This window comes from Pseudoalteromonas sp. A25 (assembly GCF_009176705.1).
Taxonomy (GTDB): Bacteria; Pseudomonadota; Gammaproteobacteria; order Enterobacterales; family Alteromonadaceae; genus Pseudoalteromonas.
The window spans coordinates 244,564-268,064 of record NZ_AP021846.1 but is presented as its reverse complement, the minus strand read 5'-3'; the positions used below and the strand labels follow the sequence as shown (position 1 = coordinate 268,064).

25 protein-coding genes are annotated in these 23,501 nt (G+C 43.3%); 8 read left to right on the top strand and 17 right to left on the bottom strand.

What is annotated here, in order from left to right; all coding sequences use genetic code 11:
- Window positions 1-52: 52 nt before the first annotated feature.
- Window positions 53-1,480, bottom strand: a complete 1,428-nt coding sequence (gene ccoG / locus GDK41_RS01260; protein ID WP_152084707.1) for a cytochrome c oxidase accessory protein CcoG — start codon at window positions 1,478-1,480, stop codon at window positions 53-55.
- A gap of 241 nt (window positions 1,481-1,721) precedes the next feature.
- Here ccoG and GDK41_RS01255 point away from each other — a divergent pair, with 241 nt between their 5' ends.
- Both GDK41_RS01255 and GDK41_RS01250 read left to right on the top strand, forming a co-directional pair.
- The gene (locus GDK41_RS01255) at window positions 1,722-2,081 is read left to right on the top strand and encodes a hypothetical protein (RefSeq protein WP_152084706.1); all 360 of its coding nucleotides are present in this window, start codon (window positions 1,722-1,724) and stop codon (window positions 2,079-2,081) included.
- Complete coding sequence (locus GDK41_RS01250; protein WP_152084705.1) at window positions 2,081-2,284, top strand: hypothetical protein; 204 nt, start codon at window positions 2,081-2,083, stop codon at window positions 2,282-2,284. The genes GDK41_RS01255 and GDK41_RS01250 overlap by 1 nt, the downstream gene beginning before the upstream one ends.
- Here GDK41_RS01250 and GDK41_RS01245 read toward each other — a convergent pair.
- The 13 genes from GDK41_RS01245 to gspC all read right to left on the bottom strand — a co-directional run bounded on the left by GDK41_RS01245 (window position 2,281) and on the right by gspC (window position 14,245).
- Window positions 2,281-2,868, bottom strand: a complete 588-nt coding sequence (locus tag GDK41_RS01245) for a UPF0149 family protein (protein WP_152084704.1) — start codon at window positions 2,866-2,868, stop codon at window positions 2,281-2,283. The genes GDK41_RS01250 and GDK41_RS01245 overlap by 4 nt on opposite strands.
- Before the next feature lie 7 nt (window positions 2,869-2,875).
- The gene (locus GDK41_RS01240) at window positions 2,876-3,634 is read right to left on the bottom strand and encodes a type II secretion system protein N (RefSeq protein ID WP_152084703.1); all 759 of its coding nucleotides are present in this window, start codon (window positions 3,632-3,634) and stop codon (window positions 2,876-2,878) included.
- A gap of 1 nt (window position 3,635) precedes the next feature.
- Window positions 3,636-4,112: a type II secretion system protein GspM gene (gene gspM, locus GDK41_RS01235; RefSeq protein ID WP_152084702.1), complete on the bottom strand. Its 477-nt coding sequence runs from the start codon at window positions 4,110-4,112 to the stop codon at window positions 3,636-3,638.
- Window positions 4,109-5,317, bottom strand: a complete 1,209-nt coding sequence (gene gspL, locus GDK41_RS01230; RefSeq protein ID WP_152084701.1) for a type II secretion system protein GspL — start codon at window positions 5,315-5,317, stop codon at window positions 4,109-4,111. The genes gspM and gspL overlap by 4 nt, the downstream gene beginning before the upstream one ends.
- Window positions 5,314-6,297 (bottom strand): type II secretion system minor pseudopilin GspK, encoded by a 984-nt coding sequence (gene gspK, locus GDK41_RS01225; RefSeq protein ID WP_152084700.1) that lies wholly within the window; start codon window positions 6,295-6,297, stop codon window positions 5,314-5,316. Before gspK ends, gspL begins: the two co-directional genes overlap by 4 nt.
- Window positions 6,294-6,998: a type II secretion system minor pseudopilin GspJ gene (gene gspJ, locus GDK41_RS01220; protein ID WP_152084699.1), complete on the bottom strand. Its 705-nt coding sequence runs from the start codon at window positions 6,996-6,998 to the stop codon at window positions 6,294-6,296. The genes gspK and gspJ overlap by 4 nt, the downstream gene beginning before the upstream one ends.
- Window positions 6,998-7,372, bottom strand: a complete 375-nt coding sequence (gene gspI / locus GDK41_RS01215) for a type II secretion system minor pseudopilin GspI (protein WP_152087476.1) — start codon at window positions 7,370-7,372, stop codon at window positions 6,998-7,000. The genes gspJ and gspI overlap by 1 nt, the downstream gene beginning before the upstream one ends.
- Window positions 7,372-7,959, bottom strand: a complete 588-nt coding sequence (locus GDK41_RS01210) for a prepilin-type N-terminal cleavage/methylation domain-containing protein (protein ID WP_152087475.1) — start codon at window positions 7,957-7,959, stop codon at window positions 7,372-7,374. The genes gspI and GDK41_RS01210 overlap by 1 nt, the downstream gene beginning before the upstream one ends.
- Window positions 7,960-7,981: 22 nt before the next feature.
- Window positions 7,982-8,401 carry a type II secretion system major pseudopilin GspG gene (gspG, locus tag GDK41_RS01205; protein WP_152084698.1) on the bottom strand — a complete coding sequence of 140 codons (420 nt, stop codon included), beginning with the start codon at window positions 8,399-8,401 and terminating at the stop codon, window positions 7,982-7,984.
- A 66-nt stretch (window positions 8,402-8,467) separates the two neighbouring features.
- The gene (gene gspF / locus GDK41_RS01200; RefSeq protein WP_152084697.1) at window positions 8,468-9,694 is read right to left on the bottom strand and encodes a type II secretion system inner membrane protein GspF; all 1,227 of its coding nucleotides are present in this window, start codon (window positions 9,692-9,694) and stop codon (window positions 8,468-8,470) included.
- A 2-nt stretch (window positions 9,695-9,696) separates the two neighbouring features.
- Window positions 9,697-11,124, bottom strand: coding sequence for a type II secretion system ATPase GspE (gene gspE / locus GDK41_RS01195; RefSeq protein ID WP_442960203.1), 1,428 nt, complete (start codon window positions 11,122-11,124; stop codon window positions 9,697-9,699).
- 136 nt (window positions 11,125-11,260) lie between these two features.
- On the bottom strand, window positions 11,261-13,330 hold the full coding sequence (gene gspD, locus GDK41_RS01190) for a type II secretion system secretin GspD (protein ID WP_152084696.1): 2,070 nt from the start codon (window positions 13,328-13,330) through the stop codon (window positions 11,261-11,263).
- A 27-nt stretch (window positions 13,331-13,357) separates the two neighbouring features.
- Window positions 13,358-14,245 carry a type II secretion system protein GspC gene (gene gspC, locus GDK41_RS01185; RefSeq protein WP_152084695.1) on the bottom strand — a complete coding sequence of 296 codons (888 nt, stop codon included), beginning with the start codon at window positions 14,243-14,245 and terminating at the stop codon, window positions 13,358-13,360.
- A 209-nt stretch (window positions 14,246-14,454) separates the two neighbouring features.
- Here gspC and hslR point away from each other — a divergent pair, with 209 nt between their 5' ends.
- From hslR to hemN, 5 genes are all read left to right on the top strand, one after another.
- The gene (hslR, locus tag GDK41_RS01180) at window positions 14,455-14,865 is read left to right on the top strand and encodes a ribosome-associated heat shock protein Hsp15 (RefSeq protein ID WP_152084694.1); all 411 of its coding nucleotides are present in this window, start codon (window positions 14,455-14,457) and stop codon (window positions 14,863-14,865) included.
- Between the two features lie 10 nt (window positions 14,866-14,875).
- On the top strand, window positions 14,876-15,721 hold the full coding sequence (gene hslO, locus GDK41_RS01175; protein ID WP_152084693.1) for an Hsp33 family molecular chaperone HslO: 846 nt from the start codon (window positions 14,876-14,878) through the stop codon (window positions 15,719-15,721).
- A gap of 261 nt (window positions 15,722-15,982) precedes the next feature.
- Window positions 15,983-17,521, top strand: coding sequence for a phosphoenolpyruvate carboxykinase (locus tag GDK41_RS01170; protein ID WP_152084692.1), 1,539 nt, complete (start codon window positions 15,983-15,985; stop codon window positions 17,519-17,521).
- A gap of 252 nt (window positions 17,522-17,773) precedes the next feature.
- On the top strand, window positions 17,774-19,804 hold the full coding sequence (locus GDK41_RS01165) for a methyl-accepting chemotaxis protein (protein ID WP_152084691.1): 2,031 nt from the start codon (window positions 17,774-17,776) through the stop codon (window positions 19,802-19,804).
- 119 nt (window positions 19,805-19,923) lie between these two features.
- Window positions 19,924-21,294 carry an oxygen-independent coproporphyrinogen III oxidase gene (gene hemN / locus GDK41_RS01160; protein ID WP_152087473.1) on the top strand — a complete coding sequence of 457 codons (1,371 nt, stop codon included), beginning with the start codon at window positions 19,924-19,926 and terminating at the stop codon, window positions 21,292-21,294.
- An 86-nt stretch (window positions 21,295-21,380) separates the two neighbouring features.
- Here the strand turns inward: hemN and GDK41_RS01155 are convergent, their stop codons facing one another.
- Window positions 21,381-21,833, bottom strand: coding sequence for a tellurite resistance TerB family protein (locus GDK41_RS01155; RefSeq protein ID WP_152084690.1), 453 nt, complete (start codon window positions 21,831-21,833; stop codon window positions 21,381-21,383).
- Window positions 21,834-21,896: 63 nt separating this feature from the next.
- On the opposite strand from GDK41_RS01155, the gene GDK41_RS01150 reads away from it, so the two are divergent.
- Window positions 21,897-22,277 carry a hypothetical protein gene (locus GDK41_RS01150; protein ID WP_232056500.1) on the top strand — a complete coding sequence of 127 codons (381 nt, stop codon included), beginning with the start codon at window positions 21,897-21,899 and terminating at the stop codon, window positions 22,275-22,277.
- A gap of 25 nt (window positions 22,278-22,302) precedes the next feature.
- Here GDK41_RS01150 and GDK41_RS01145 read toward each other — a convergent pair whose 3' ends face one another.
- The gene (locus GDK41_RS01145; protein WP_152084689.1) at window positions 22,303-22,719 is read right to left on the bottom strand and encodes a globin family protein; all 417 of its coding nucleotides are present in this window, start codon (window positions 22,717-22,719) and stop codon (window positions 22,303-22,305) included.
- Window positions 22,720-22,833: 114 nt separating this feature from the next.
- Window positions 22,834-23,427, bottom strand: coding sequence for a hypothetical protein (locus GDK41_RS01140; protein WP_152084688.1), 594 nt, complete (start codon window positions 23,425-23,427; stop codon window positions 22,834-22,836).
- Between the last annotated feature and the right edge of the window lie 74 nt (window positions 23,428-23,501).

Here is a 23,501-nt window from a genome sequence, read left to right as displayed (position 1 = left end):
TTATAAAAAAAGCGGGTTTCCCCGCTCTTATCAGTCGCCCTAGTGTACTGGACTATTTTCCTTTAAAAAAGTTTGTCTGCTGCGCTACGCGACTATCAGGCTTATCCACAGGATAAATTACAAACTCAAACTCAGTGACTGGTTTTTTCAAGTCATATGGGTCAATCACTATTGACAGTGGTACATCTAACGAGCGTCCTGCTTCGACCGTAATTTGCTGCTTGCCTAAGAACTTAAAATTATTCAACCCCACAACATCAATGTTATAAGAGCGAGTCGCTTGTGCTTTATTAATAACTTTTAAGGTATAAGTATTTTCCACTAATCCTTCAAAGTTTACCCGATACAGCTGATTTCTATCACGAATGATATCCAGCTCCATTGGTTTACGCATCACGATATTAGCAACAAGTGCTCCCGATAACACAAGCAAGATACACACATAGCCCACTAATTTGCCACGCACTGGTTTAGTCTTTTCAGCCGACGCTTCTAAATTACGTTCTGTTGTATAAGAGATAAGGCCTCTTGGATAGTTCATTTTATCCATCACGCCATCACAAGCATCGATACAAGCGCCACAGTTAATACATTCATATTGCAAGCCGTTGCGGATATCAATGCCGGTAGGACATACCTGAACACACAAGTTGCAGTCAATACAATCACCTAAACCAAGCTCTTTAGGGTCTTGCTTACGAGAGCGAGGACCTCTAGATTCTCCTCGCGCCGCATCGTAGCTGACTGTAAAGGTATCCTTATCAAACATCGCAGACTGAAAACGTGAATAAGGGCATATATGTAAACACATGATCTCGCGCATCCACCCAGCATTTCCGTATGTACATATCGCAAAAACCAGAATGCTAATTGTGGCATAGCCACTGGCTGAAAAAGTTAAGACATCCGGCAGCAACTCACGTATTGGCGTAAAATAACCGACAAAAGTGAAAGCAGTGTATAACGAAAACATCATCCAACTACCGTGTTTGGCTGTTTTGCGCCAAAACTTGTCAAAATCCATGTTTCGTTGATCGAGCTTTTTACGCTGATTCGCAGTTCCTTCAAATTTTTCTTCAAACCAGATAAATATAAATGTCCAGACGGTTTGCGGACAAGTATAACCGCACCATACACGGCCATAAAATGTGGTAACTAAAAACAATGCAAAGGCCGCGATCATTAAAATAAAAGCTAAAATCGTCAAGTCTTGTGGTAATAAGGTCAAGCCAAATATATTGAATTTTTGCTCAAACAAGTCAAACAGCACCGCTTGCTGGCCATTAAAACTTAGCCAAGGTAACAGCATAAAAGCTAACATTCCCACAAACCCAATACGCTTTCGCAGCAATTGATGTAGCCCCTGCACTGCACGCACATAAATACGGTTTCTTGGGTTAAACCTATCCGGCTGCAAATTATCCGGTTTTTGGATTTTTACCTCTGAAGGGATATTTTTGACTTTTATCTGCTTGTCCATCGAAGCTCCTTAGGCCGCCATGATCGACTGTTACTTGCTACAGTAACCTTAACGTGAATACGGATATTATACGCAAGCTTGCTGGTTGATTGATACAATAGCTAGCAATATTACGCCATAAAACAAGCTGTTGTTTTATTTTTGCACGAATGCACATGCAATATCTTAACTTGCTTTTTCTCATGCTATTTTATTACACTTCAAGCGGCATAGCCTTATCGAGATCAAAGTTACCGTTATTATGAAAAAATTTTTAATTTTTGCGTTGTTAATCGTTGCGTTATTCACAACGGATATTGAGATGATCAAACAACCAAGACAGCAGTTGCTTGAAACCAGCATTGCAATACTCAGTGAGTCGACAAAAGTGCAGCGACCATCAGCGGCAACACGCGCTCGTACTAGTATAGAACAGCAGATCCCATTAACCGACAAACAAGCTGCGCATCTCGATGAAGAGCTTGCAAATGATTTCGTGATGAAAAAGTTCTACCAACAATACTGTGTGGAACGAGAAATGAGTTTGTATTTTTTCACTGACAAATTAGAAAATATTTGCGACATTTTAGAGCGCGCGATGCAAAGAACGGGAACCCTATAATGGACTTTAGCCAATTCAATAAACAACGAGCAGCATCATTCAACCAGCAAAAACAGCTACTTAAAAAGCTTAGTGCAGGACAGACTATCTTATGTGAAACATGCCAGCAGCCATTGAAGCTCAACTTAGCAGTCGATGCAGCGCAAAAGGGGCAAGTGTGTTGCGAGCGGGGCTGTACTCAAATTGAATTAGAAATCGCTTAAAAGCCTTGCTCATCGTCATATAAACCACTTTGCAAAGCGACAGTCTCTATAAGTTGAGCATACCCCTGAGCAAACTCTTGTGCCAGCTGAGTTTGTTGGTTGATAAAGTCGCGTTCATTACATTGCTGATGCGTACAAAATTGCACGATTTGGCTATGCTCTAAAGAGAAAAATGCCAGCTGCTCTGTTGCCATCTGTAACGCTTCTTTGAGCTCGCCAGTTACCCTGCTAGAAGATTGAAACGACTCAAAATAAGTTTCAACGCCTGTTAAAAATCCTTTACTCCAAAGGTGGCGAGCCCCATAGTCAGTCTCATTCAACCATGGCAATTGATACGTGCCAGAAAACACTTGCTCCGTGATTTGATGGTGTAATGCCATGTAGGCAAACACAACTGACTCATCGATTGCCTGATCATTACACGACACATCAGCAAGCCACGGCTCGACTTCAACCGCATCCGGGCCGCAGATAGCTGCAAATAAATAACCTTGCACCATGCTAAGAGGCATAGCGCCTTGTCTGTGCGCAACATAATCAGCTAATAACTGACGATGTTCAGGAGTAAAATTAAATTCAAACATAACTTATTTACAGATTCACCGGATAGCGGCCATCGCTGTCAGGTCGGCCCAAAAACTTAACAGCATCATGCACTTCTTTTGGTAACGAAGCTTCAGGCTTAATATTGCCAGCGACACGGAACTGAAAATTATCAGCTAGGATGGCATCTGCTTGCAATCCCAAACGGTTATCAGGGTCAACTAACACTGCAATATCGCCAGACTTACAACTTAACTCACCACCAAGTTGACCGATATCAAACCAACCAGTGAGCCCTTCAACCGTGATCCCAGGGCTTCGGATCTCTCCTTTTAGCCCTTCACAGTATGGCGCACCGCTTTGATAGTCATCAATATCCAGTAACACCCTTCCTTTTGCTTTAACGGGTAATGGCAGTGTTACTTGAGACATGGCTTGTTCGACACTAAAACGTACAGAAGCGTCAGATAGCGAAACACTTTGGTTCATCAAACCAACAGTAAACTCTCCTCGACCCGAGATATCTGATTTATCTCTGACATTACCAAAGCGGACATGACCATGCATATCACCTAACAATAATGCCGGGGCTTCAATGCTCCAGCGGACATTGTTAAGTTGCACATTGCTCACCCTAACTTCACTAACCTGCCCTTGCCAGAGAGTGCCACTCACAGCACCTATCTGTAAACTTGGCGGCAATTGTTTACCAACCAGTTGAAGGGCCACTGAAGCTGGCATGTTGTAAGCCGTAAACAAGCCAAAAGCAACGACAAAAATGACGACTAAGCTAATTGTTTTTTTCATATCAATTCTCTAACAGCAAACGACTAACACGCACGTATCCTGGCATACTATCTTGCGCTAAATCTAAACTATCTATTTTCACACCATGTTTGTTCGTTAACTCATCGAGCCATGCGACCAGTTTATTAAACTCAACAGAGTCAATCGTTAACCTTAAAGCATTATCACTTGGCTGCATTTTGCTGATATTCACTTGGTATTGACCACGTGTGCGGTTTACAAGTACAGACAAATTACTGGTAGTGGTGGTTTGACGTGTAGACGCGCCGCTTTTAAGTTTTGTAACGCTATTATTAACCCAAGCTACAAGCTCTTGGTTACGCTGTTTATCCTTTTGGGCTTTTTCTACCGCTGCATTCAGTGGCTTAAATACACCCATAACTAACGAAAAAATAACAAATACAATGGCAGCTACAATCAATAACTTTTGCTCTTGCTCTTTAAGTGATTGCCAGTACTTTATCGCTTGTTCTTTCATGAATCACCTCGCAATCGGATTTCACCAATAACAACATCTCCGTCATTATTAAGCGACCCTTGTTGTACCGTTAATCCGCGCTGTTCCAAGACAGCTTTTACTTGACCAAATACTTGGAAACCACTAGCGCGTGCACGAATTCTTAATTCATTTCTACGGCGATCGTAACGCAATGTCTCTGGCGTAAAATCTTCAACCTCTCCATACACGGCAACTAAATGATTTGTTAACTCCAAAAAGCCACCATGTTCAGTATTACCGAGCCCTGCAAGCTCCCCCTCAATTTGCTTTTTCAACAAATGAGGTCGCACAACCTTTCCAGGGAACGCCTGCTGGTAAGTAGCCACGGCTTGTGCTTTGAGTTCATCAGCTTGTGTTTGTAGCATCACCAATTGGGCCCCTTTGACGATGACAAAACACCCTATGGTAATGCTTGCTGCAAGTAATCCACTTCGCCAGTCTCGCCACCATTGTGGTTGCTTTTTCTTAGCAGCGAACACACCTTGGCGTAAGTTAAAAGAAGTACTATTTAAGTGCTTTGCAAATAATGCCAGTGGCAATTCATATTCGCTCTCTTTTGCTTCTTTTGGGGCAACGTCAGGTATTCCCTCAGCAGGGCTGTAATGAACAATTTTACTTGGTTGTAGTGCATATAAATAATCAGCACCCCAGCTTTTTTCAATGGCACTAATATGCCACTGTCCCAAACGGCATAACCACTGCTGTCCGAGCTCTATCATTGATAACCCATTATCTTGTTGTTCTGGTAATAACAGCGCATCCGGCACAACGCGCGTCAGCTCTATATCAAGCTCGTTAAATACGCTTAACCAGTCCTTCAGCCATTGCTTATTGCATATTGCAACATCGATACAGTGCTGCTCACCATCTAATGTGGGTTGCCCTATAGCAATAAATAGTTCATCAACGTCACAGGCGATTTGTTCTTCGAGCATAAATGGTAAAGCTTGCTCTAGCTTTCGATTCCACTTTGTCGGCAACGGCACACGCTTTAACTGTACTTGCGAAGCACTCAATAACAAACTAACATCTCGGCTCACCGCCTTGTCTGAAAGTTGTGCTAGTTGCTCTGCATTATCTAATTCGCCACTGGCAATGATCTGTTCATCCGAGGATGAGTATATCAGCCAATGAATCGGGTTTTGGTGTGACTGACCCACTCGGATCACTAATTTCTCTGTCACTGTACGCCTCCAAATTTTCGCGCCAGTATGGTTGCTTGACCTTGATTTATTTGAATAATTGAGGTCATTGAAAAGCGTCTATCATCAAATAGCGCTTTTGCGCGTAACTTAAAATAATTACTATCTACGGTAAATAATTCATTGCTTTGCTTATCAACTTTAGCGCCTTGATCTCTGGCTTCAACGAAGAAGTCCTCGACGCTATCAAACCCTTTTTCAGGCCGAGAAGCGATAACCGCTTCCGCACCTGAGGCACTCAATCCATCTAACAAACCACTTAACAATAAAGCTTGTTCTGATTTGATAGTATTTACATTCACTTTGAGTTCGGTGTTACCTGGAATAACACACACATACGGTAACAGTTTCTCCATCACCAAGGGGTTAAACCCTTTTATTACCCTAAGCTCAGACTCCGACGCCATTAAATTATTCGCACTTAAGTACGGCATCGTTCTAGACATATATTCATCTTCTTCTGCGCCAGAGCGAAAGGTGATACTGTCTTCATCAAGCCAGTCATAGACACTATCAGCTAACGCCTCTTCGCTTTCTTCCACGGGTAAATCTTCAATATTATTTAAAAGAGATAACAAAGCCTTATGCGCAGGATTCGTATCACTGACACTACTTCCCTGCTTTTTTGGCGCTCTTAAGGCATTCAAATTTAAGCACGCCTGTAAGTCGGTTACCTCACCGCTTAACGTGCCATGATCGACAGGGTATGGCACATCACTCAATGCCCAAGGCTGACCAAGGTGTACTTTTTCTGGCTCGTCTTTTTTACTCTCTAACAGTACCTTTTTAACAAGCTCTTCAGCACCATAGCTATACCATTTAGCTTGTTGATGAGTTTGAATATTTTGCGCCCGTTGTACTTGCACCATTAAATTAGCCGCCATTTCGGCTGCGATCGTTGCTGCTAATGCGACGATAAATAATACGATGATAAGCGCCGCACCGCGTTGTGCTTTTCTCATTGACGGCCCCTAAAATCTGAACGTCCATTTTGGGTATCGCCACTGCGACTATTGGCATTGCCATTGCGAGATTGCCCGTCGCCACTTTGCGCTTGCTGCTCTTTGCCATCGCCAGGGGTTAAAAACAAACGACGAATAGGCGCAGCCCCTTTAACTTGCAACGTTACCGCAACAGCGACAGGCAACGCTTTCTTTTTCCAGTCCTCTTGCCACTGTTGCTTATCATCCATAAATTCAAATTTGAGTTCTTCAATGTCTTCAATTACGACTTGCGCTTTTGGCTCTGCACCATCAAGTTCGTCCACATAAATCCGGTATATGCGCTCCAAATTATCATCAACCACTCGATAACCAACCGCTTGCAACTCGGAACGCGGTAATAAACTAATCGGATTTGTCCAGCCATCACGAACAAAGGCAATACCATCAAATTGGCTTTGTAATTCATAGCGACCATGTAACACGTAAGTTGGATTAACATCTCCGGCTTCGTTACGCACTTCGCGCTTAGTCATCTGGCTAAAATCTTGGTCCATTAACCGAAAGGTTGTCTGCAAGGCTTCAAGTTCAGCAATGGTCGACTCTGACGCTTCTTTGGCTTTGAGTGTAGAGTCCAAAATTTGATGGGTAGACATCACCACAAACGCTAGAATCCCCAGCGCAACCATCACCTCTAATAAAGTAAAGCCACGCTGACGCATTACGACTTGTCCTTTAGCATAAACGTCGTTAAATCGTAAACTGAATGTTTGAGAGCTTCATCACTAAACACTTCGACAGTCACTTTAACAAAGCTTGGATCCGCCGTTGCTGTGACTTTTTGTTGCCAGTACCATGTTCTTTCAGCGAGCTCTTCTTCGCCCTTTTGGCCATTGGTACCCGACCACTTGTCGCCACTAGCGCGCATCTCAACAAGGCGGTTTTCGGCCACCCATGAAGCATAGGTTTGATCTTCAAGTGTTGAAATATGGGTTATATGCTCCCCTGTGGCTTGCATGGCAGCAATGCCTGCCATCGCACAAATGCTCATCGCAACCATCACTTCCAATAATGTAAAACCACGACTGGTACGCATCATGCCTCAGGCTCCATACGCAAATTAACGGGCGCCATAAACTCACCTTCAATGAAATAGACAGGCTCGCTTTGCTCAGCCAATTCAATTGTCAGCTGAAATGCGCTCACTTCTCCAGAAGATAATATAAGCACTTGAGGGACTTTAAGCTTTTTCAGTTCTAATAAACTTTCATCATCACTTGTCCCCATCAGCTCTCGCCAATTTGCCTGCTCTAGCAAGTTATCTTGCGCCCAGGCCAAGTCTTCTATTTTCAACTCAACGCGGTAGTGCTCACTAAACTCGATGGGTTTATACAATTCTTCTGACTCAAGAGTCGTCCACTTATCACCATCAAAAACCAGTAGCTCAAGTGTGTTCTTATCTAAATGTAAACCTAGCTCAACCTGATTTAGCACAGCAAACTCAGAGGCCATATTTAAGACACTGTGCGTACGCAGTGCCTTTTTTTCTAGCTCTTCTTCCATGTCACCGCCAAAGCTATAAGTCACCATTTTGGTGGCAAATGCAATGATGACAATCACAACAAGGATCTCAATTAAGCTAAATCCGTGCTGTGTTTTTACTGTGCTCAGCTCAGGTGACATGTTGCTCATATAAAATGATTCGCTACTTCTCTTCGTCCCAGTTACCAATATCATCTTCAGTGCCAACTTCGCCGTCTGGGCCCATTGAGAAGATGTCAATTTTACCCATTTCACCTGGGCTAACTAGTTGATAAGGGTTGCCCCAAGGGTCTTCTGGTAATTTAGAGATAAATCCACCATCAGGAAAACGCTTTGGTACTGGATCTATTGTCGTTTGTGTCACAAGCGCTTCTAAGCCTTGCTCTGTTGTTGGAAACGCTTTGTTCTTTAACTTGTACATATTCATTGCGTCTTCAAGCTGCTGAATATCCAGATGTGCTTTATCAATCGCAGCTTCTTCTTGTGAACCCATAATGTTTGGTGCAACGATAGACATGATCATACCGATGATCACCAATACCACCATTACTTCTAATAATGAAAAACCTGATTGTTTCTTCACGATATTTTCCCTCAAAGTTAATACTTAATGCAGCATGTGAATTACATGCATATGCGTTATTTTTGACTACAAACCAACCGCTTTGTTCATAGCCATAATTGGTTGTAAGATAGCCATTACAATGAACAACACGATCACGGCCATACTGGCTATCATCGCAGGCTCCAAAAGCTTAAGTGACACGCTCACCATGCTTTCAAACTCTCTATCTTGGTTATTTGCGGCGCGTTCTAGCATTTGCTCAAGCTCACCCGACTTTTCACCGCTGGCGATCATATGCAGCATCATAGGCGGGAATAGCTTGGTTTGCTGCAATGCTGCTCGCAAACTCGCCCCTTCACTCACGCGTGTTGCCGCCTCTGCCACCGCCGCTTTAATTTTTTCATTTTCGAGTACCTGGCCAGAAATTTTCATTCCTTCTAGAAGCGGAACTGAACTCGAGGATAAAATACTCAAGGTACGTGCAAAACGCGCTGTATTAATGCCGCGACTGACCTTGCCAATACCCGGCATCACTAACAGCTTGCTATCAAACCAAAAGCGCACTTTAGGTTGCTGTAATGCACGCTTCATCATTATGATGCTGCCGGTTATCACCACTAGGCTCGCAAGCCAATAATCCTGAACAAAATTACTCGCCGCCATCACCCACTCAGTAGTCCACGGCAGTACTTGGTTAGATTTCTCGAAGGTTTTCAAAATTTTTGGTACAACTGTCCCAAGTAATACAGAGACAATCGCGATGGCAAAAATAACCAAAATAGTGGGGTAAACCATCGCCTGAGTAATTTGACTGCGCATATGCTGGCGCTGCTCAGTGTAATCAGCCAAACGATTTAACACTTGATCTAAATGGCCCGACTTTTCACCCGCAGCGACCATAGAGCGATACAAATTATCAAAAACATGCGGAAACTCTGACATACCATCAGCTAACGTATAACCTTCAACCACTTTGGAACGCACAGACATCAACATACGTTTTAAACGTGGCTTTTCGCATTGCTCAGCGACCGCCATTACCGCCGCTTCAACGGGTAATGATGATTGGATCAACGTTGCAAGTTGACGCGTTATCAAGGCGAGATCGGCCACTGATGGCTTATAACCTTGAAATAGTTTGAAGCCACCACCAGAGTGTTGCTTATCTCTTTCAGCCGCAGGTGATACCTCAAGTGGCATCATGGCCTTTTCACGCAGCATTTGCCTGACCTGCTTTGCTGTATCAGCCTCTAAAATGCCAGACTTTTCCTTGCCCTTTTTATCTAAAGCGCGATACTCAAACGCTGCCATAACTACCCTTCCTCACGCGTTACACGTAACACTTCTTCCAAGGTAGTTTGACCTTTAAGCACACGAGCTAAGCCATCTTGGCGAATACTTGGGCTGTTCTTTCTAATATACTTTTCTACCGCTTGCTCACCCTTACCATTGTGGATAAGTTCACGAATAGTCTCATCAACCACCAACAGCTCATGAATACCAGTCCGCCCTTTGTAGCCATTAAAGTTACATTCTTCACAGCCAATCGCTCTATATATTGTCGGCGCACTAGTAAATGATTGCCCTAATAGCTCACATTCTCGCTCATCTGCTTGATGGGCTTCTTTACAGTTTGGACACAGCGTTCTTACTAAGCGTTGTGACAACACACCCAATAGTGATGAAGACAGCAAGAAAGGCTCTACGCCCATATCTTCCATACGGGTTATGGCACCCGCTGCCGTGTTAGTATGCAGCGTTGACATCACCAAGTGACCCGTTAAAGACGCTTGAACGGCTATTTGCCCGGTCTCTAGATCTCGTATTTCCCCCACCATAACCACATCAGGGTCTTGACGAAGAATGGCACGCAGGCCTCGAGCGAAGGTCATATCTACCTTGGTGTTTACTTGAGTTTGACCAATACCTGGAATTTCATATTCAATTGGGTCTTCAACAGTCAAAATGTTGCGGTCTTTTGAATTTATTTGACTCATACCCGCATACAAGGTCGTACTTTTACCCGACCCCGTTGGTCCAGTTACCAAAATAATACCATGTGGCTTATTAATGATATCTGCAAACAACTCTCGGTTGCGCTCGGTCATACCCAAGTCTTCAAGGTTTAAGCGAGCATTATTCTTATCTAATAAACGCAGTACTACACGTTCACCAAAGCTTGATGGCATGGTTGAAACACGCACATCAACCGCACGCCCAGCGATACGCAAACTGATACGGCCATCTTGTGGGATACGCTTTTCAGCGATGTCCAGTTTAGCCATAACTTTAATACGTGACACCAATAAAGAGGCTAACTTGCGGTTTGGCTTAAGTACCTCTTTGAGCACACCATCGACACGAAAACGGATCACCAAATCTTGCTCAAATGTCTCAATGTGAATATCCGAAGCACCTTCTTTGATGGCTTCGCTCAACATTGCATTAATAAGCTTTATAATCGGTGCATCATCATCTGCTGCAAGTAAGTCTTCTGTTTGTGGTAACTCTTCAGCCAATGAAAACAAGTCCACTTCGTTGCCAATGTCTTCCATCATCTGCTGAGTTTCAGAGCTATCACGTTGGTACGATGCTTCAAGTAATAATTCAAATTTGTCGTCGTCTAAATGCTCAAGCTTAAATGCCTCACCCGCAATGCGGCGAACTTCCAGCAAGGTTTCAATTTCAAGCTCACCGCGATAGTAAACAACCAGTCCATCTGGCTGCTGGCTCAATAACATGCCTGCTCGACGCGCATATCCAAATGGTAAACGAAGTGGTGATTGCGCAACGTGTTCAGACTGTTCGAGTACTTCAGCAGGCAAATCTGCGGACAACTCATTCACAGACATTTCTGTGACCGCCTCAACCTTACTCTCAGTCATCATTATTACGCTCTTTAATGTTTTGTTTATTTAAAAACTCTTCATATGTTGGCGGTAACACCAGCGCATCATTCCACTCTGGCAATACAGGAGTCTCTTCAAACGGCATTAAATCAATACCATCATCTTGTTGGATCTGTTGCTCTGAACGAATAAAGTTATATTTAGAGTGGCTTAGCTCATTCATACTGCGACTATCGCGGATAATGGTCGGACGAATAAATACCAATAAGTTACGTTTACGTTTTGTGGTGCCAGTAGATTTGAACAGATGACCCAATACCGGAATATCGCCCAAAAGCGGTACTTTCGAAACACTTTCTTGTACGTCTTCGTCAATCAAACCGCCTAAGATCACCATGCCACCATCATCGGCGATCACGGTGGTGTTGATAGCACGCTTGTTTACCGAAATATCTACCGCTGTTGCGCCACTGACACTTGACACTTCTTGCTCTATGGTCAGTTGAACCGCTGAGCCATCATTAATTTGTGGCGTTACTTTTAACTTAATACCTACTTCTTGGCGGTCGACGGTTTGGAATGGATTCGAGTTATTATCGCCCGATGTTGAGCCGGTAATAATGGGTACTTCTTGACCCACAATCATCGACGCTTCTTCATTATCCATCGTGGTTACCGAAGGCGTCGCGAGAATGTTTGATTTGGTATCGGTTGAAATGGCTTGTACTATCGCGCCCCAGTCATTTTTAATGATACCCATCGCCAAACCATTCACGCCGCCCAGCAACTGACCGAGTGGGCCTAAATCACCTTCTACGGTCTCTGTATAAGGCGTAGCATTACCAGTATCAGAACCAATTATGTTCTTTTTAATTTCTTTATCACGCGCTTGCTCTGCAGCCACTGCCAATGAACCAATGGGTACCGTACTGCCGTTATTAAACTGCAACATGCCGCCTTGCTCAGAGATCCACTGCAAGCCAAAGTTAATACCGTCACTTTCGAATACTTCAACCACAATGGCTTCAACCAATACCTGTGCTCGGCGAATATCTAACTTTTCGATAACCTGAGATAGCGAACGCATCGTATCAGGTTGAGCGGTGATCACCAGCGAGTTAGAGTCAGGGTGGGCTTCTATACTGGTCTCGTTTTTATTCGAGCTGCTGCGGGTTTTATTACCTCCCCCTTGCGCATCTTCTTGCAAAGTTTTGCTCACACCTTGCAGCACTTTTACCAAATCTTCCGCTTTTGCGTAGTTTAGGTAAAACACCTTGGTATTGCCTTGATTTTCAAGTTCATTATCTAAGCGCTTAATTAAATCGGTGGCGCGGCTACGTGCTTGCGACTCACCACTTACAATCACACTATTTGTGCGGCTATCAGCAACCACCTTCGGGATCAGAAAGTCAGGAATGGCCCCTTTGCCACTATCTTTGTAAATGCTTTCAACAACCGACACCACGTCATCTGCCGTTGCATGGTTAAGCTTTACGATATCTACACGCTTGTCACCAGCCTGATCTACAGACTTAATAATATCTACCAAACGATTAACGGACGCAGCATGACCAGTTAACATCATCACGTTCGCTGAGTTTAAGTTGGTTACATGCCCCCCATCTTTTTGGTCACTAAATTGACGAATAAGTGGCCCAAGCTCCTGTACGCTTACATTTTTAACGCGTACCACACGGGTGATCATGACATCTCCATTACCCGCTTCTTCTCCTTCAACCAAAGGCACATTGCCTTTTTTGCCATCGGAGCTACGTACGACCTTGAGTACACCACTGTCCATTTCAGTTACTGAATAACCATACACTTCTAGAACATTTAAGAAGAATTGATAATACAGAGATTCATCCATCAACTCATAACTACGAACATTAATATTGCCCCGTACATTAGGGTCGATGATGATGGTTTTATTCAGGTTTTTACCGACAATATTAATGAATTCATTAATGTCAGTGCCTTTGAAGTTGGCAGCATACTCAACAGCAGACACAGAAAGCGACAAACCAGCTGCTAACATCAGAGCTGCATATCTAGCTAACCCTTTTTTGATTTTTGTGAGGTGTAGCTTTTTACCCATTATTTTTAAACTCCAAATTTAGTATCGTTACAGGCTAAATTGCACGCTCATGACTTGACCATCACGCTCAACCGTAATAGTCGCTTCTGTGCTGTTTTTTAGCTCACTCATAGCTGCCATGGCCTGTTTCATATCCGTGAGTTGATAACCGTTGATAGCAACAGCTAAATCATTATTTTTTAAACCCATTTTGTTAAACAAGGCTGGGTCTTTACCCGGGCTCAAGCGATAACCCATCAGCTCGCCTGAACTTCTATAAGGGGTAATGCGAATGTAATCGAGCAATTTACCAGGGTCTTTTAATAACGCGTCTTTATTCTCGATTAACTCGCTAGGGACAGTGGTTCGCACCAAAGCGGGACGTTTTTCAGGCGCCTTTGCAGCCACAGGCATTGCAACGTTCTTTGAATACTCTAAGCCATCCAACATAAGCGTCTCAAACCGACCACCCACATCTAAAATAACTCTATCAGGTAACACCTGCGCAAGCTTAGCGCGCGTTCCTTCAATCGCTTGTTGTACCTCATAGGTAACTTGGCGACCCTGCGACTCAATAATTGCCAGCCCAGCTCTATCATTAAGGCTTACTGCGACTATACCCGTAAGGCGAACATTTAATGCAGTTTGTGGCGCATCAGATACAATGGTTTGTGGCTGCTCTACCGGCTTACTTTGTGCATTACCAAACAAGTGTTGTTGAATAATTGCTTGGCTACTCACCGCTGAGCTACTAGATGCATAGACAGATGACATGGATGGTAGCGGCTGAGTGACAGGCTGAGGCCACAACAACCAAAACAGCTGTGACAATAAATAAGCTATGTAAACAACAGACAAATAAACCACTAAACGGCTCAGTTTGGCATGAGGCAAAGAAAGCAATGCTTTTTGTAACTGTTGTAATTGTAATTCCATATCCGTCTTTTCTTATTCTGTTGAGCGACCAAGTGTACCTTTTCGGTGAAAATACAACAAGCGCACTAATATGACAGTTTACGTTTACTGTCACACCCCATGGCTCCCCTTCCCACACAGTGGATCGCAAGAGTTTCACATGCTTTTTTTGACCGTGAAAATATGCTAAATTTGCATCATTATTGCACGTTCTTCATGGTTAATAAATTGTGACTAAAAAATCCCCCGAAAAACCCAAGCAAATTGAGGCCGTTAGACTTGATAAATGGCTGTGGGCTGCACGGTTTTACAAGACTCGAGCACTCGCTCGGGAAATGATTCAAGGGGGTAAAGTACACTATAACGGGCAACGCTGTAAACCCAGTAAATGTGTTGAAGTCGGAGCCAAGGTTAAGCTAGCTCAAGGGTTTGACGAAAAAGAAGTAACCATTTTGGTGCTGCTCGACAAACGTCAATCCGCTGTCATTGCCCAACAAGCATACCTTGAATCGGAACAAAGTATTGAAAAACGTGAACAAAACGCAATAGCACGCAAAAACAACAGCTTTTTTGCACCACATCCTGTTAACAAACCGGATAAAAAGCAAAGACGCGAATTACTCAAATTAAAATCAAGCTAGGATTTAATAAATGCAATCTGATTTACTACACCGCTATATTTTCGAAAAACTCGATGTGCGCGGAGAGCTGGTACAAATCGATCAAACTTTTAACGAGATCATTGCTGGGCACGATTACCCGCAAGCCGTTCAAGCTTTAATTGGCGAGCTATTGGTCGCGACCAGCTTACTGACAGCGACACTCAAATTTGAAGGTGACATTGCTGTGCAATTACAAGGCGATGGTCCAGTAAAGTATGCTGTTATCAATGGCGACCACGAGCAGAACATGCGCGGTGTAGCAAGATTACAAGGTGAGATCACTGGCGACTCAATTCCTGAGTTAATGGGTAAAGGTTATATGGTGATAACAATTACCCCTATAAAAGGAGAGCGTTATCAAGGTATCGTGCCTTTAACATCAGACTCGCTTGCTGCCTGCTTAGAAGATTACTTCACTCAGTCTGAGCAACTAAAAACGCGTTTGTGGTTTGCAACTCGTACCACAGGTGAACGAGTAAAAGCATCCGGCTTGTTCTTACAAGTTTTGCCCGTTGACAAAGAAAAGTCTATTGAAGACTTTAGGCACTTAGAAGCATTGAGTAATACCATTAAAGATGAAGAATTGCTTGATCTAGACGCGCAAACCGTTCTGACACGTCTTTATCATGAAGACAACCCGCAACTTTTTGAACCACAACAAATCAACTTTGTTTGTGGGTGCAGCCGAGAGAAAACAATCAATGCGCTCGTCAATGTGGGTCAAGAAGCGTTACTTGAAGATATCAAACAACAAGGCGAGATTAATATTAGCTGTCACTATTGCCTAAAAAACTACACCTTTAATGAAGACGAAGTAAAAGCAATTTTTAACTAAATTAGCCTTATTATGCGTTTCCATTATCAAGCCGTCAAAATGACGGCTTTTTTGTTCTTAAAAAATGACACCGGTATCAAAAAATCAGCAACTTTTATGACACCGGTATCATTGAAATTATTTAAGTTTTTTGACACTTTTATGCCTTTTTAGGGCCTGCAAAAGCTCGAATATCTCAAAACCATCTGGTAATATAAATTCAGCTTAAAGTTAGTCAGAACTTCAGAGCTATCCCGTTCAATCTCACATTTAGGTAATAACATGACTTCAAGCGCTACTCGTTTTGTCGATTTAACTGCAGCCGAACTTGTCGAACACGCCATCAGCCGTGGCGAAGGCACTTTAGCCGCAAATGGAGCTTTCGTTGCTAAAACTGGCCGTCGTACAGGCCGTTCACCAAGTGACCGTTTTATCGTAAAAGAGCCAAGCACTGAAAATGACATCCAATGGGGCAATGTAAACCGCCCATTCGATGCCGAAAAATTTGATGCATTATGGGCTCGTGTTGAAGCACACGTACAAAGTAAAGACCACTTCGTCTCTCACCTTGAAGTGGGCGCAGATCCTGAACATTACCTACCGGTAGTGGTAACCACTGAAACTGCATGGCACCATATCTTTGCAAAAAACATGTTTATCGAACCAGTTCGTTACAACGCCTCAGATTTACCTCAGTGGCAAGTAATGAATGTACCTTCATTTGTTTGCGACCCAGAGCGCGATGGCACAAACAGCGATGGCACGGTGATCATTAACTTCGCTGAAAGAAAAGTATTGCTTGCTGGTATGCACTATGCGGGCGAAATGAAAAAGTCTATGTTCTCTGTACAGAACTTCCTGCTGCCAGCTAAAGGTGTACTTCCTATGCACTGTAGTGCAAACGTTGGTGAAGCAGGCGATACTGCTTTATTCTTCGGTTTATCTGGTACAGGTAAAACAACGCTTTCAGCAGATCCAACTCGTTTCCTAATTGGTGATGACGAGCATGGCTGGGCACCTGGCAGTGTATTTAACATTGAAGGTGGCTGTTACGCAAAATGTATCGACTTATCTCAAAAAAATGAGCCGGTGATCTGGAACGCTATCAAGTTCGGTACCATTTTAGAGAACGTGGTTTTAGATGAAAACCGCGTACCTGATTTTAAAGACACTAGCTTAACGCAAAACACCCGTGCAGCTTACCCGCTTGAGCACGTTGAAAAACGTAAAGTTGAAAACCGCGCTGGCGAGCCTAAAGCCGTTGTATTTTTAACATGTGATGTAAGTGGCGTATTACCACCGGTATCTGTGTTATCAGAAGAAGCAGCCGCTTATCACTTCTTAAGTGGTTACACAGCGAAAGTAGGCTCAACTGAAATCGGTTCAACGTCTGACATTGAATCAACATTCTCAACCTGTTTTGGCGCGCCTTTCTTCCCACGTCCTGCAGGTGTTTATGCTGAACTACTTATGAAGCGCGTACGTGAGTTTGGCGCAAAAGTGTACCTAGTTAACACAGGTTGGACTGGCGGCCCTTACGGTATTGGTAAGCGTTTTGATATTCCGACTACACGTGCAGTTATTGATGCCATCGTATCGGGTAAGCTTGCCGATGTTGAAACAACACATATTGAGTCATTAAACCTCAATGTTCCTGTTGCTGTACCAGGTGTTAATAGTGAGCTACTGAACCCTATTAATACATGGGAAGACAAAGCAAAGTACGCAGAATATGCAGCTAAACTTGCCGCAGACTTCCAAGAGAACTTTGCTAAATATGACGTATCAGACGCTATCAAGCAAGCTGGTCCGCGCGGCTAAATACAGCCACTAAGCACAAATTCCTTTATCAAAAGCGCCCCTCGTTGGGCGTTTTTTTGTGCTTATATTTCGCTGCTGATCCATACCTTTGGCTGGTAACTACACTTTTATCTACGACTTATGGGCGGCTAGCGTGAAAAATACCCCATTTTCTACCATACTTGTTTAACATCGCTTGGCGCAAACGGTAGCAAAGCTGTTATAGATATGGTTTTATTAGGGTTTACGCATTACCAAGAAAAAGAATAGATCATGCTTGAAAATTTATCGCTTAGAAAGAAGATCCTCCTACTTATTGGTGGCACAATCTCTGTGCTACTGATCATTGCGTCTAGCTACTTTGTCAATCACATTGCCACACTTTCAAGGCAAGGTGTCGAAAGAGAAGCTCAAAGCTACATCCTGAGCGAAAAGCTCTCTATGGAATCGTTTTTTGCTCAGTATGGCAAATTGGTAAAATCCTTTATTACCAGCCCGCATATGATTGAATTCTTTGAGCGTTACGATACTAGAGAAAGCAACCTATCTGCCTTAGACGGTTATGACAATATCAACAAAGATTTCATCCGCATTAGCAGCAATGACGAGAATGTATTATCCGCATTTTTTGGCTCCGCTAAAACCGGTGAGTACTTTAAAGAAAACGAACGTACTTCAAAATTTGCCGATGGTAATCCTTACTATGCCTATAAGCGTAGTTGGTGGCAAAACGCCCTGAGTAAAAACGGTTTGTATGTCGGAACGCCTACCGTTGATATTAATACCGGTGCCGTGTCTGCCGTCGTTCAACAACCCGTTCGCAATAGCCGTGGGGAATTAGTCGGTATTGGTGGCGTTGACTTACAAATTAACCGCATTAGTGCAATGGTTGAAGATATCCGCTTTAACGGACAAGGCTATGGTTTTTTACTCGATAGTGATTTAAAGGTTGTTCACCTATCCAAGCAGACTGGCCATGACCTTTCAATCACTGATGAAGGTCCAAATGGTAAAGAAGGTTTAGAGGCATTAGAAAGCCGCTTTGCAAATACCCAAGGGTTTAGCGCGCTCAATAAAAAAATCAAGAGTAATCAATCAGGCACTGCCAAAGTCACCCTTAAGGGTAGAGACTACTACGTTGTTTTCAATAGCGTTAAGCTAGATACACCGATTCTAGATTGGCATGTGGGTATTTTGATCCCAGTAAGCCTAATTGAAGAGCCTGTCGAGCAAGCCGTGATGACCACTATCACCTCCGTTATCGTAATTCTTGCTATCGTTGTTGCCATGATTTGGTGGGCAACACATATGATTGCAAAACCCATCACTAAGCTAACCTATATCATGCGCGATATAGCATCGGGTGATGGCGACTTAACTCAGCGCATAGACATCAAAAGCCAAGACGAAGTGGGTCAGTTAGCGCATCATATGAACACTTTCATTGATAAGCTACGTGCAATGATGCTCGATACTGCGGCGCAGGCTTCACAATTAGGTAATGCGTCGGCGCAATTAAGTGAAGTGTCAGCCAACACTAACCATGAAATTCAGCAAGAAAAAGAGCAAGTAGACAGCGTGAGTGCCGCCGTAACCGAAATGGCCGCAACGGTGACCGAGATATCTCGTAACGCGCAAGAAACAAACCAAGCAGCTGAAACCGTTCAGCGAATGACACAAGATGGTGCAGCTCGTTCGAATCAAGCGCAGCAAGTTATGGTTGAGCTTTCAGCACACATTGGAGAGGCAGCTAAAGTGGTGTCTGGTCTTGAGCAAGAAACCAGTAACATTGGTGCCGTGATCGACGTGATCAACGGTATTGCCGAGCAGACCAACCTTCTGGCATTAAATGCCGCAATTGAAGCTGCGCGTGCTGGTGAACAAGGCAGGGGTTTTGCAGTGGTTGCAGATGAAGTTCGCTCTTTGGCAAGTAGAACACAAGAATCAACCGATGATATTCGCAATATGATCTCTCGCCTGCAGCAAATTGCGCAGCAGGCATCAACCATGATGCAACAAGGACAAGATCAAGCACAAAGCACCGTCGAGCAAACTCAGGGCGTATTAGACTCTCTAAAAGAAATTGCAGAATCAGTAGTAACTGTGCAAGACCAGAGCCATCAAATTGCCACATCTACCGAAGAGCAAACGGTGGTTGCTGAAGATATTAACAATAGCCTTAACACCATCAATGACTTGGTCAATAGCACAGCCCACCATGCTCAAACGCTAGCCAGTGAAGCGCGCGACTTAAACGATTTGGCCAAAGCCTTAAACGGCACGGTGAATCAATTTAAACTCTAACAATGTATGAGCCGCAACTATGCGGCTCACTTCTTTTTGCCCCAGATCAATACCTGACTTAGTGATACTCGGTACACTCATGCTATCCATATTATAAGCAAACAGTGCGAGTGCGTATCGTGATTAATTTACCTACATGGGATGAGTCCCTAATTAAAAAATACAATGTCTCTGGCCCAAGATATACGTCTTACCCGACCGCATTATCGTTAGCGCCAGGGTATGATGATAATACTTTGCGCTCAGCAATTAGCGCATCAAATAGTCATGTACTATCACTCTATGTGCATATTCCATTTTGTCATCAGCTTTGCTATTACTGTGGCTGCAATAAAATAGTTACTCGTCATCAACATAAAGCAGATACTTATTTAGATAACTTAGAACGTGAGATACAAGCTCAAGCTCCCTTATTCAAACACTACACAGTTGAACAACTTCATTTAGGAGGTGGAACCCCTACATTTCTAACCACCGAGCAAATGACACGCCTGATCACAATGCTAGAGCGATACTTTAAATTTAATCATCAAGCCCAACGCAGTATTGAAGTAGACCCAAGGTCCTTAGCGAGTAATATGCTGGCACACCTAAAAGTATTAGGTTTCAATCGAGTGTCGTTTGGGATTCAAGATTTCAATGACCAAGTACAAGAAGCGGTGAACCGCCCACAGCATATGAGTGATGTCATTGCTCTACTTCAACATGCACGGGATTTGGGGTTTAAATCAATCAATGCCGACATGATTTATGGCCTGCCACACCAAACACCAGACAGCTTTGCCCAAAGCATTGACCAACTTATTGCGCTAAGCCCAGATAGAGTGTCGGTCTTCAACTACGCTCACCTGCCGGACAAGTTTGCAGCGCAGCGTAAACTCAAAGAAGCTGACATGCCCAGCCCACAGCAAAAGCTGACTATGTTTAAAAATACGTTGCAGCAAATGAGCCAAGCTGGGTATCAGTTTATTGGTATGGACCACTTTGCCAAAAAACAAGAAGAATTAGCCATAGCGCAACAACATGGTCAGTTGCATCGTAATTTCCAAGGGTATACAACACACGGCGACTGCGATTTACTGGGCCTGGGCGTCTCATCTATCTCACAAATCGGTAACGCGATTTTGCAAAACGAAAAAGACTTACGAAGCTATTATGATGCAATAAACCAAACTGGCTTTGCGATTAGCAAAGGCATGCAACTAACTGATGAAGATCAGTTACGTGCAGACATAATTAAACAGCTGATCTGTCACTTTGAGTTGGACATGACGGCTTTTGAAAGACGCTATCAAATCGAGTTCAAGACCCATTTTGTACAGGCGCTTGAAGCACTCAGCCCCCTAGTACAAGATGGCTTGGTTGAAATAAGCGACCATAAAATAGCAGTAACGAGCCGAGGTAACTTATTTATCCGCATCATATGTATGTGCTTTGATGAGTATTTACAACAACAGCTAAAAACCTCTCGTTTTTCACGCGTTATCTAGCGCGTGTGGCTTTTGGCAAGAAAGAGCATAGAGTTTAGTGACTAAACAGCCCTCACAAGCGGGCTGTAACTTTAAACAAGCAAGCCTCAACCAGAAGCTCGCTCTTGTGCAGCAAGCTTCGCGCTTATAAAATCGGGGTGAGCAACATAGAGCAACCCAGATATTTTGCGAATTATATGATCTTCATGGCTATCTAAGTGACCATCCGCAAACGCAACGTGCCAAAGTAACTCAATAATCTCAATGCGTTCAATATCGCTGGTGTGTCGATTAATTTGTTTTACAAATGCAAAAAGGTCAATAGCCTGTTCAACTTGCTTTTGCGCTTTGTTAATAAGTGCAGACGTTTGTTCAGTCGTTAGCTGACAGCGCTGTGTAAGAATTTGAGCGATTTTATCAAACTCACTCTCTAAGAGCTTTCCATCAGCACGCATCACCTCAACGAGCAAAGCTGCAAGCGCTGTATTGAAATCTAACCCCTCATGTCCAACAGCTCTAGGGGTGTTATTTTGTAATAGCTTTTTAAGATGATTTAACAAGTAAACGTCTCCACTATGTTACACTTAACAGCAACAAGTAATTTTTGCTGTTATGGAGTTTATATGCACAGAGTATATCAAGATAAGCTGGCGGCCTTCACTATGACTCTAAAGCAGTTTTTAATGATTATCACACTCACGGCTGGCACCAGTGCCTTAGCCAAAGATATCACGCCCGAGAAACTCTACGACTTTGATCACAAAGTGCATTACGAACAAACTAAGTATAATAACGGGCACTACTTATTACAGGTAAAATCTGATAGCTACGAGCATTTTTTGCAACAAAGTGTGTTTTTACTGCGCCATAGCGCAAAGTTATGCCAAGGAAGAAATCCACAGCTGACCATACTCAAAGGCATACAGCATTTTGATAGGCTGCCTTCAACACCCAGACCTTATCAAAGTGATTTACATGTCGAGGTTAAGTGCGTGAACAAGTAATCACGCAAAACTTTATCTAACGCACTTACTTTGAAAATGCATGTGCTTTCATTACATCAGCTACAATATGAATCGTGTCGACCCAAGCTTGGCGCAATTCAGCGTTCCACTGCTCGCCCAAACCCACTTTTAACGTATGTAGTAGCGCATTCCCCACAGGGGTAAAATCTTTTGCCTTTACGCCATATCCCACATGACGCTCGGCGAGATTTTGCAAAACTGGCACTAATTTATCTAAATCGTCTAACCCCGCAACCGCCAGTTTTAATGTAGCCATTAACTTTTGTCCTTGGCTCTTAATACTATTTTTAAATAATGGTTTTAATGAGGGGTCATATTCAAATAACGTGGTGTAAAAAATTTCAGCCGCTTGCTCTGCAATTGGCTCAACTTTAGCAAAACTTTGTTGTACCAGTTTTTTTTGTCGCGCTGTTATCGCCATAATGGTTCCTTTTTCAAGTACCGATTAATATCGGCGTTTTAGTAACCTATTAAAAATAGACAGCTATATACATTAGCGCGAACTTTACCTGCAAGTTTCACTCAAAATAACAAGCTAATCTTTGTAGCCCCAAGGCGCGGCAGGGGGTTTGATAGGTTGTGTAAGATCAAAGTCGACACGAAACTCTCTGCCTTCTCGTACCATCCGATAGCTAAACGACTCATCGTAGATAAACATTTGCCAAGTGTTACCCATTGACTGCGGGATCCCCTGACGCACAAAAAGCTCTTTGGAATATTGATCAGCAGGAAATGACTGCACATTGTCAAAGCCAGCATCCACGGTATGACCGCCATACATGGTTGATGCATCATCAGTACCATCTTCGTGGCGATGATCATGCTTTAAACTTAAGCCGCTCCCTGTTTTTGTAATTATCCAAGTCCGTGAAGCATCATCACCAACATGAAAAGGAACCTGAAGTTGGCGCTCATCACAACGACGAACATGCATTATGAGCTTTTTACCTGCAAATGAACTAGGACCTTGCGCATTATCAACAACAACTTCTCCTTCAAAAGCTTTACCACAGTGTGCAGCAATGTGCTTAAAAAATGCATCATGTGTTGGAATGGAAACCAAAGGCGCTGGACGTGCCAACGCGAGCGAACTAGAAAGCGCCAAAACGCTTAATGCGGTGAATTTCATAGACGAGATCCCAAAAAAGCCAGATACAAAAAACCAAAGGGTAATCGACCCTTTGGTTGGTTGCAATTAATTAG

Coding starts and splice junctions, on each gene's coding strand:
- hslO (WP_152084693.1), top strand. CDS start 14,876: ATGCAATCTGATTTACTACACCGCTATATTTTCGAAAAACTCGATGTG.
- ccoG (WP_152084707.1), bottom strand. CDS start 1,480: ATGGACAAGCAGATAAAAGTCAAAAATATCCCTTCAGAGGTAAAAATC.
- GDK41_RS01255 (WP_152084706.1), top strand. CDS start 1,722: ATGAAAAAATTTTTAATTTTTGCGTTGTTAATCGTTGCGTTATTCACA.
- GDK41_RS01165 (WP_152084691.1), top strand. CDS start 17,774: ATGCTTGAAAATTTATCGCTTAGAAAGAAGATCCTCCTACTTATTGGT.
- gspD (WP_152084696.1), bottom strand. CDS start 13,330: ATGGGTAAAAAGCTACACCTCACAAAAATCAAAAAAGGGTTAGCTAGA.
- gspM (WP_152084702.1), bottom strand. CDS start 4,112: ATGAAAGAACAAGCGATAAAGTACTGGCAATCACTTAAAGAGCAAGAG.
- gspK (WP_152084700.1), bottom strand. CDS start 6,297: ATGAGAAAAGCACAACGCGGTGCGGCGCTTATCATCGTATTATTTATC.
- GDK41_RS01150 (WP_232056500.1), top strand. CDS start 21,897: ATGCACAGAGTATATCAAGATAAGCTGGCGGCCTTCACTATGACTCTA.
- gspE (WP_442960203.1), bottom strand. CDS start 11,124: ATGTTATTGAGCCAGCAGCCAGATGGACTGGTTGTTTACTATCGCGGT.
- GDK41_RS01245 (WP_152084704.1), bottom strand. CDS start 2,868: ATGTTTGAATTTAATTTTACTCCTGAACATCGTCAGTTATTAGCTGAT.
- gspJ (WP_152084699.1), bottom strand. CDS start 6,998: ATGCGTCAGCGTGGCTTTACTTTATTAGAGGTGATGGTTGCGCTGGGG.
- GDK41_RS01145 (WP_152084689.1), bottom strand. CDS start 22,719: ATGGCGATAACAGCGCGACAAAAAAAACTGGTACAACAAAGTTTTGCT.
- GDK41_RS01210 (WP_152087475.1), bottom strand. CDS start 7,959: ATGTCACCTGAGCTGAGCACAGTAAAAACACAGCACGGATTTAGCTTA.
- gspI (WP_152087476.1), bottom strand. CDS start 7,372: ATGCGTACCAGTCGTGGTTTTACATTATTGGAAGTGATGGTTGCGATG.
- gspC (WP_152084695.1), bottom strand. CDS start 14,245: ATGGAATTACAATTACAACAGTTACAAAAAGCATTGCTTTCTTTGCCT.
- GDK41_RS01250 (WP_152084705.1), top strand. CDS start 2,081: ATGGACTTTAGCCAATTCAATAAACAACGAGCAGCATCATTCAACCAG.
- GDK41_RS01170 (WP_152084692.1), top strand. CDS start 15,983: ATGACTTCAAGCGCTACTCGTTTTGTCGATTTAACTGCAGCCGAACTT.
- gspF (WP_152084697.1), bottom strand. CDS start 9,694: ATGGCAGCGTTTGAGTATCGCGCTTTAGATAAAAAGGGCAAGGAAAAG.
- GDK41_RS01240 (WP_152084703.1), bottom strand. CDS start 3,634: ATGAAAAAAACAATTAGCTTAGTCGTCATTTTTGTCGTTGCTTTTGGC.
- GDK41_RS01140 (WP_152084688.1), bottom strand. CDS start 23,427: ATGAAATTCACCGCATTAAGCGTTTTGGCGCTTTCTAGTTCGCTCGCG.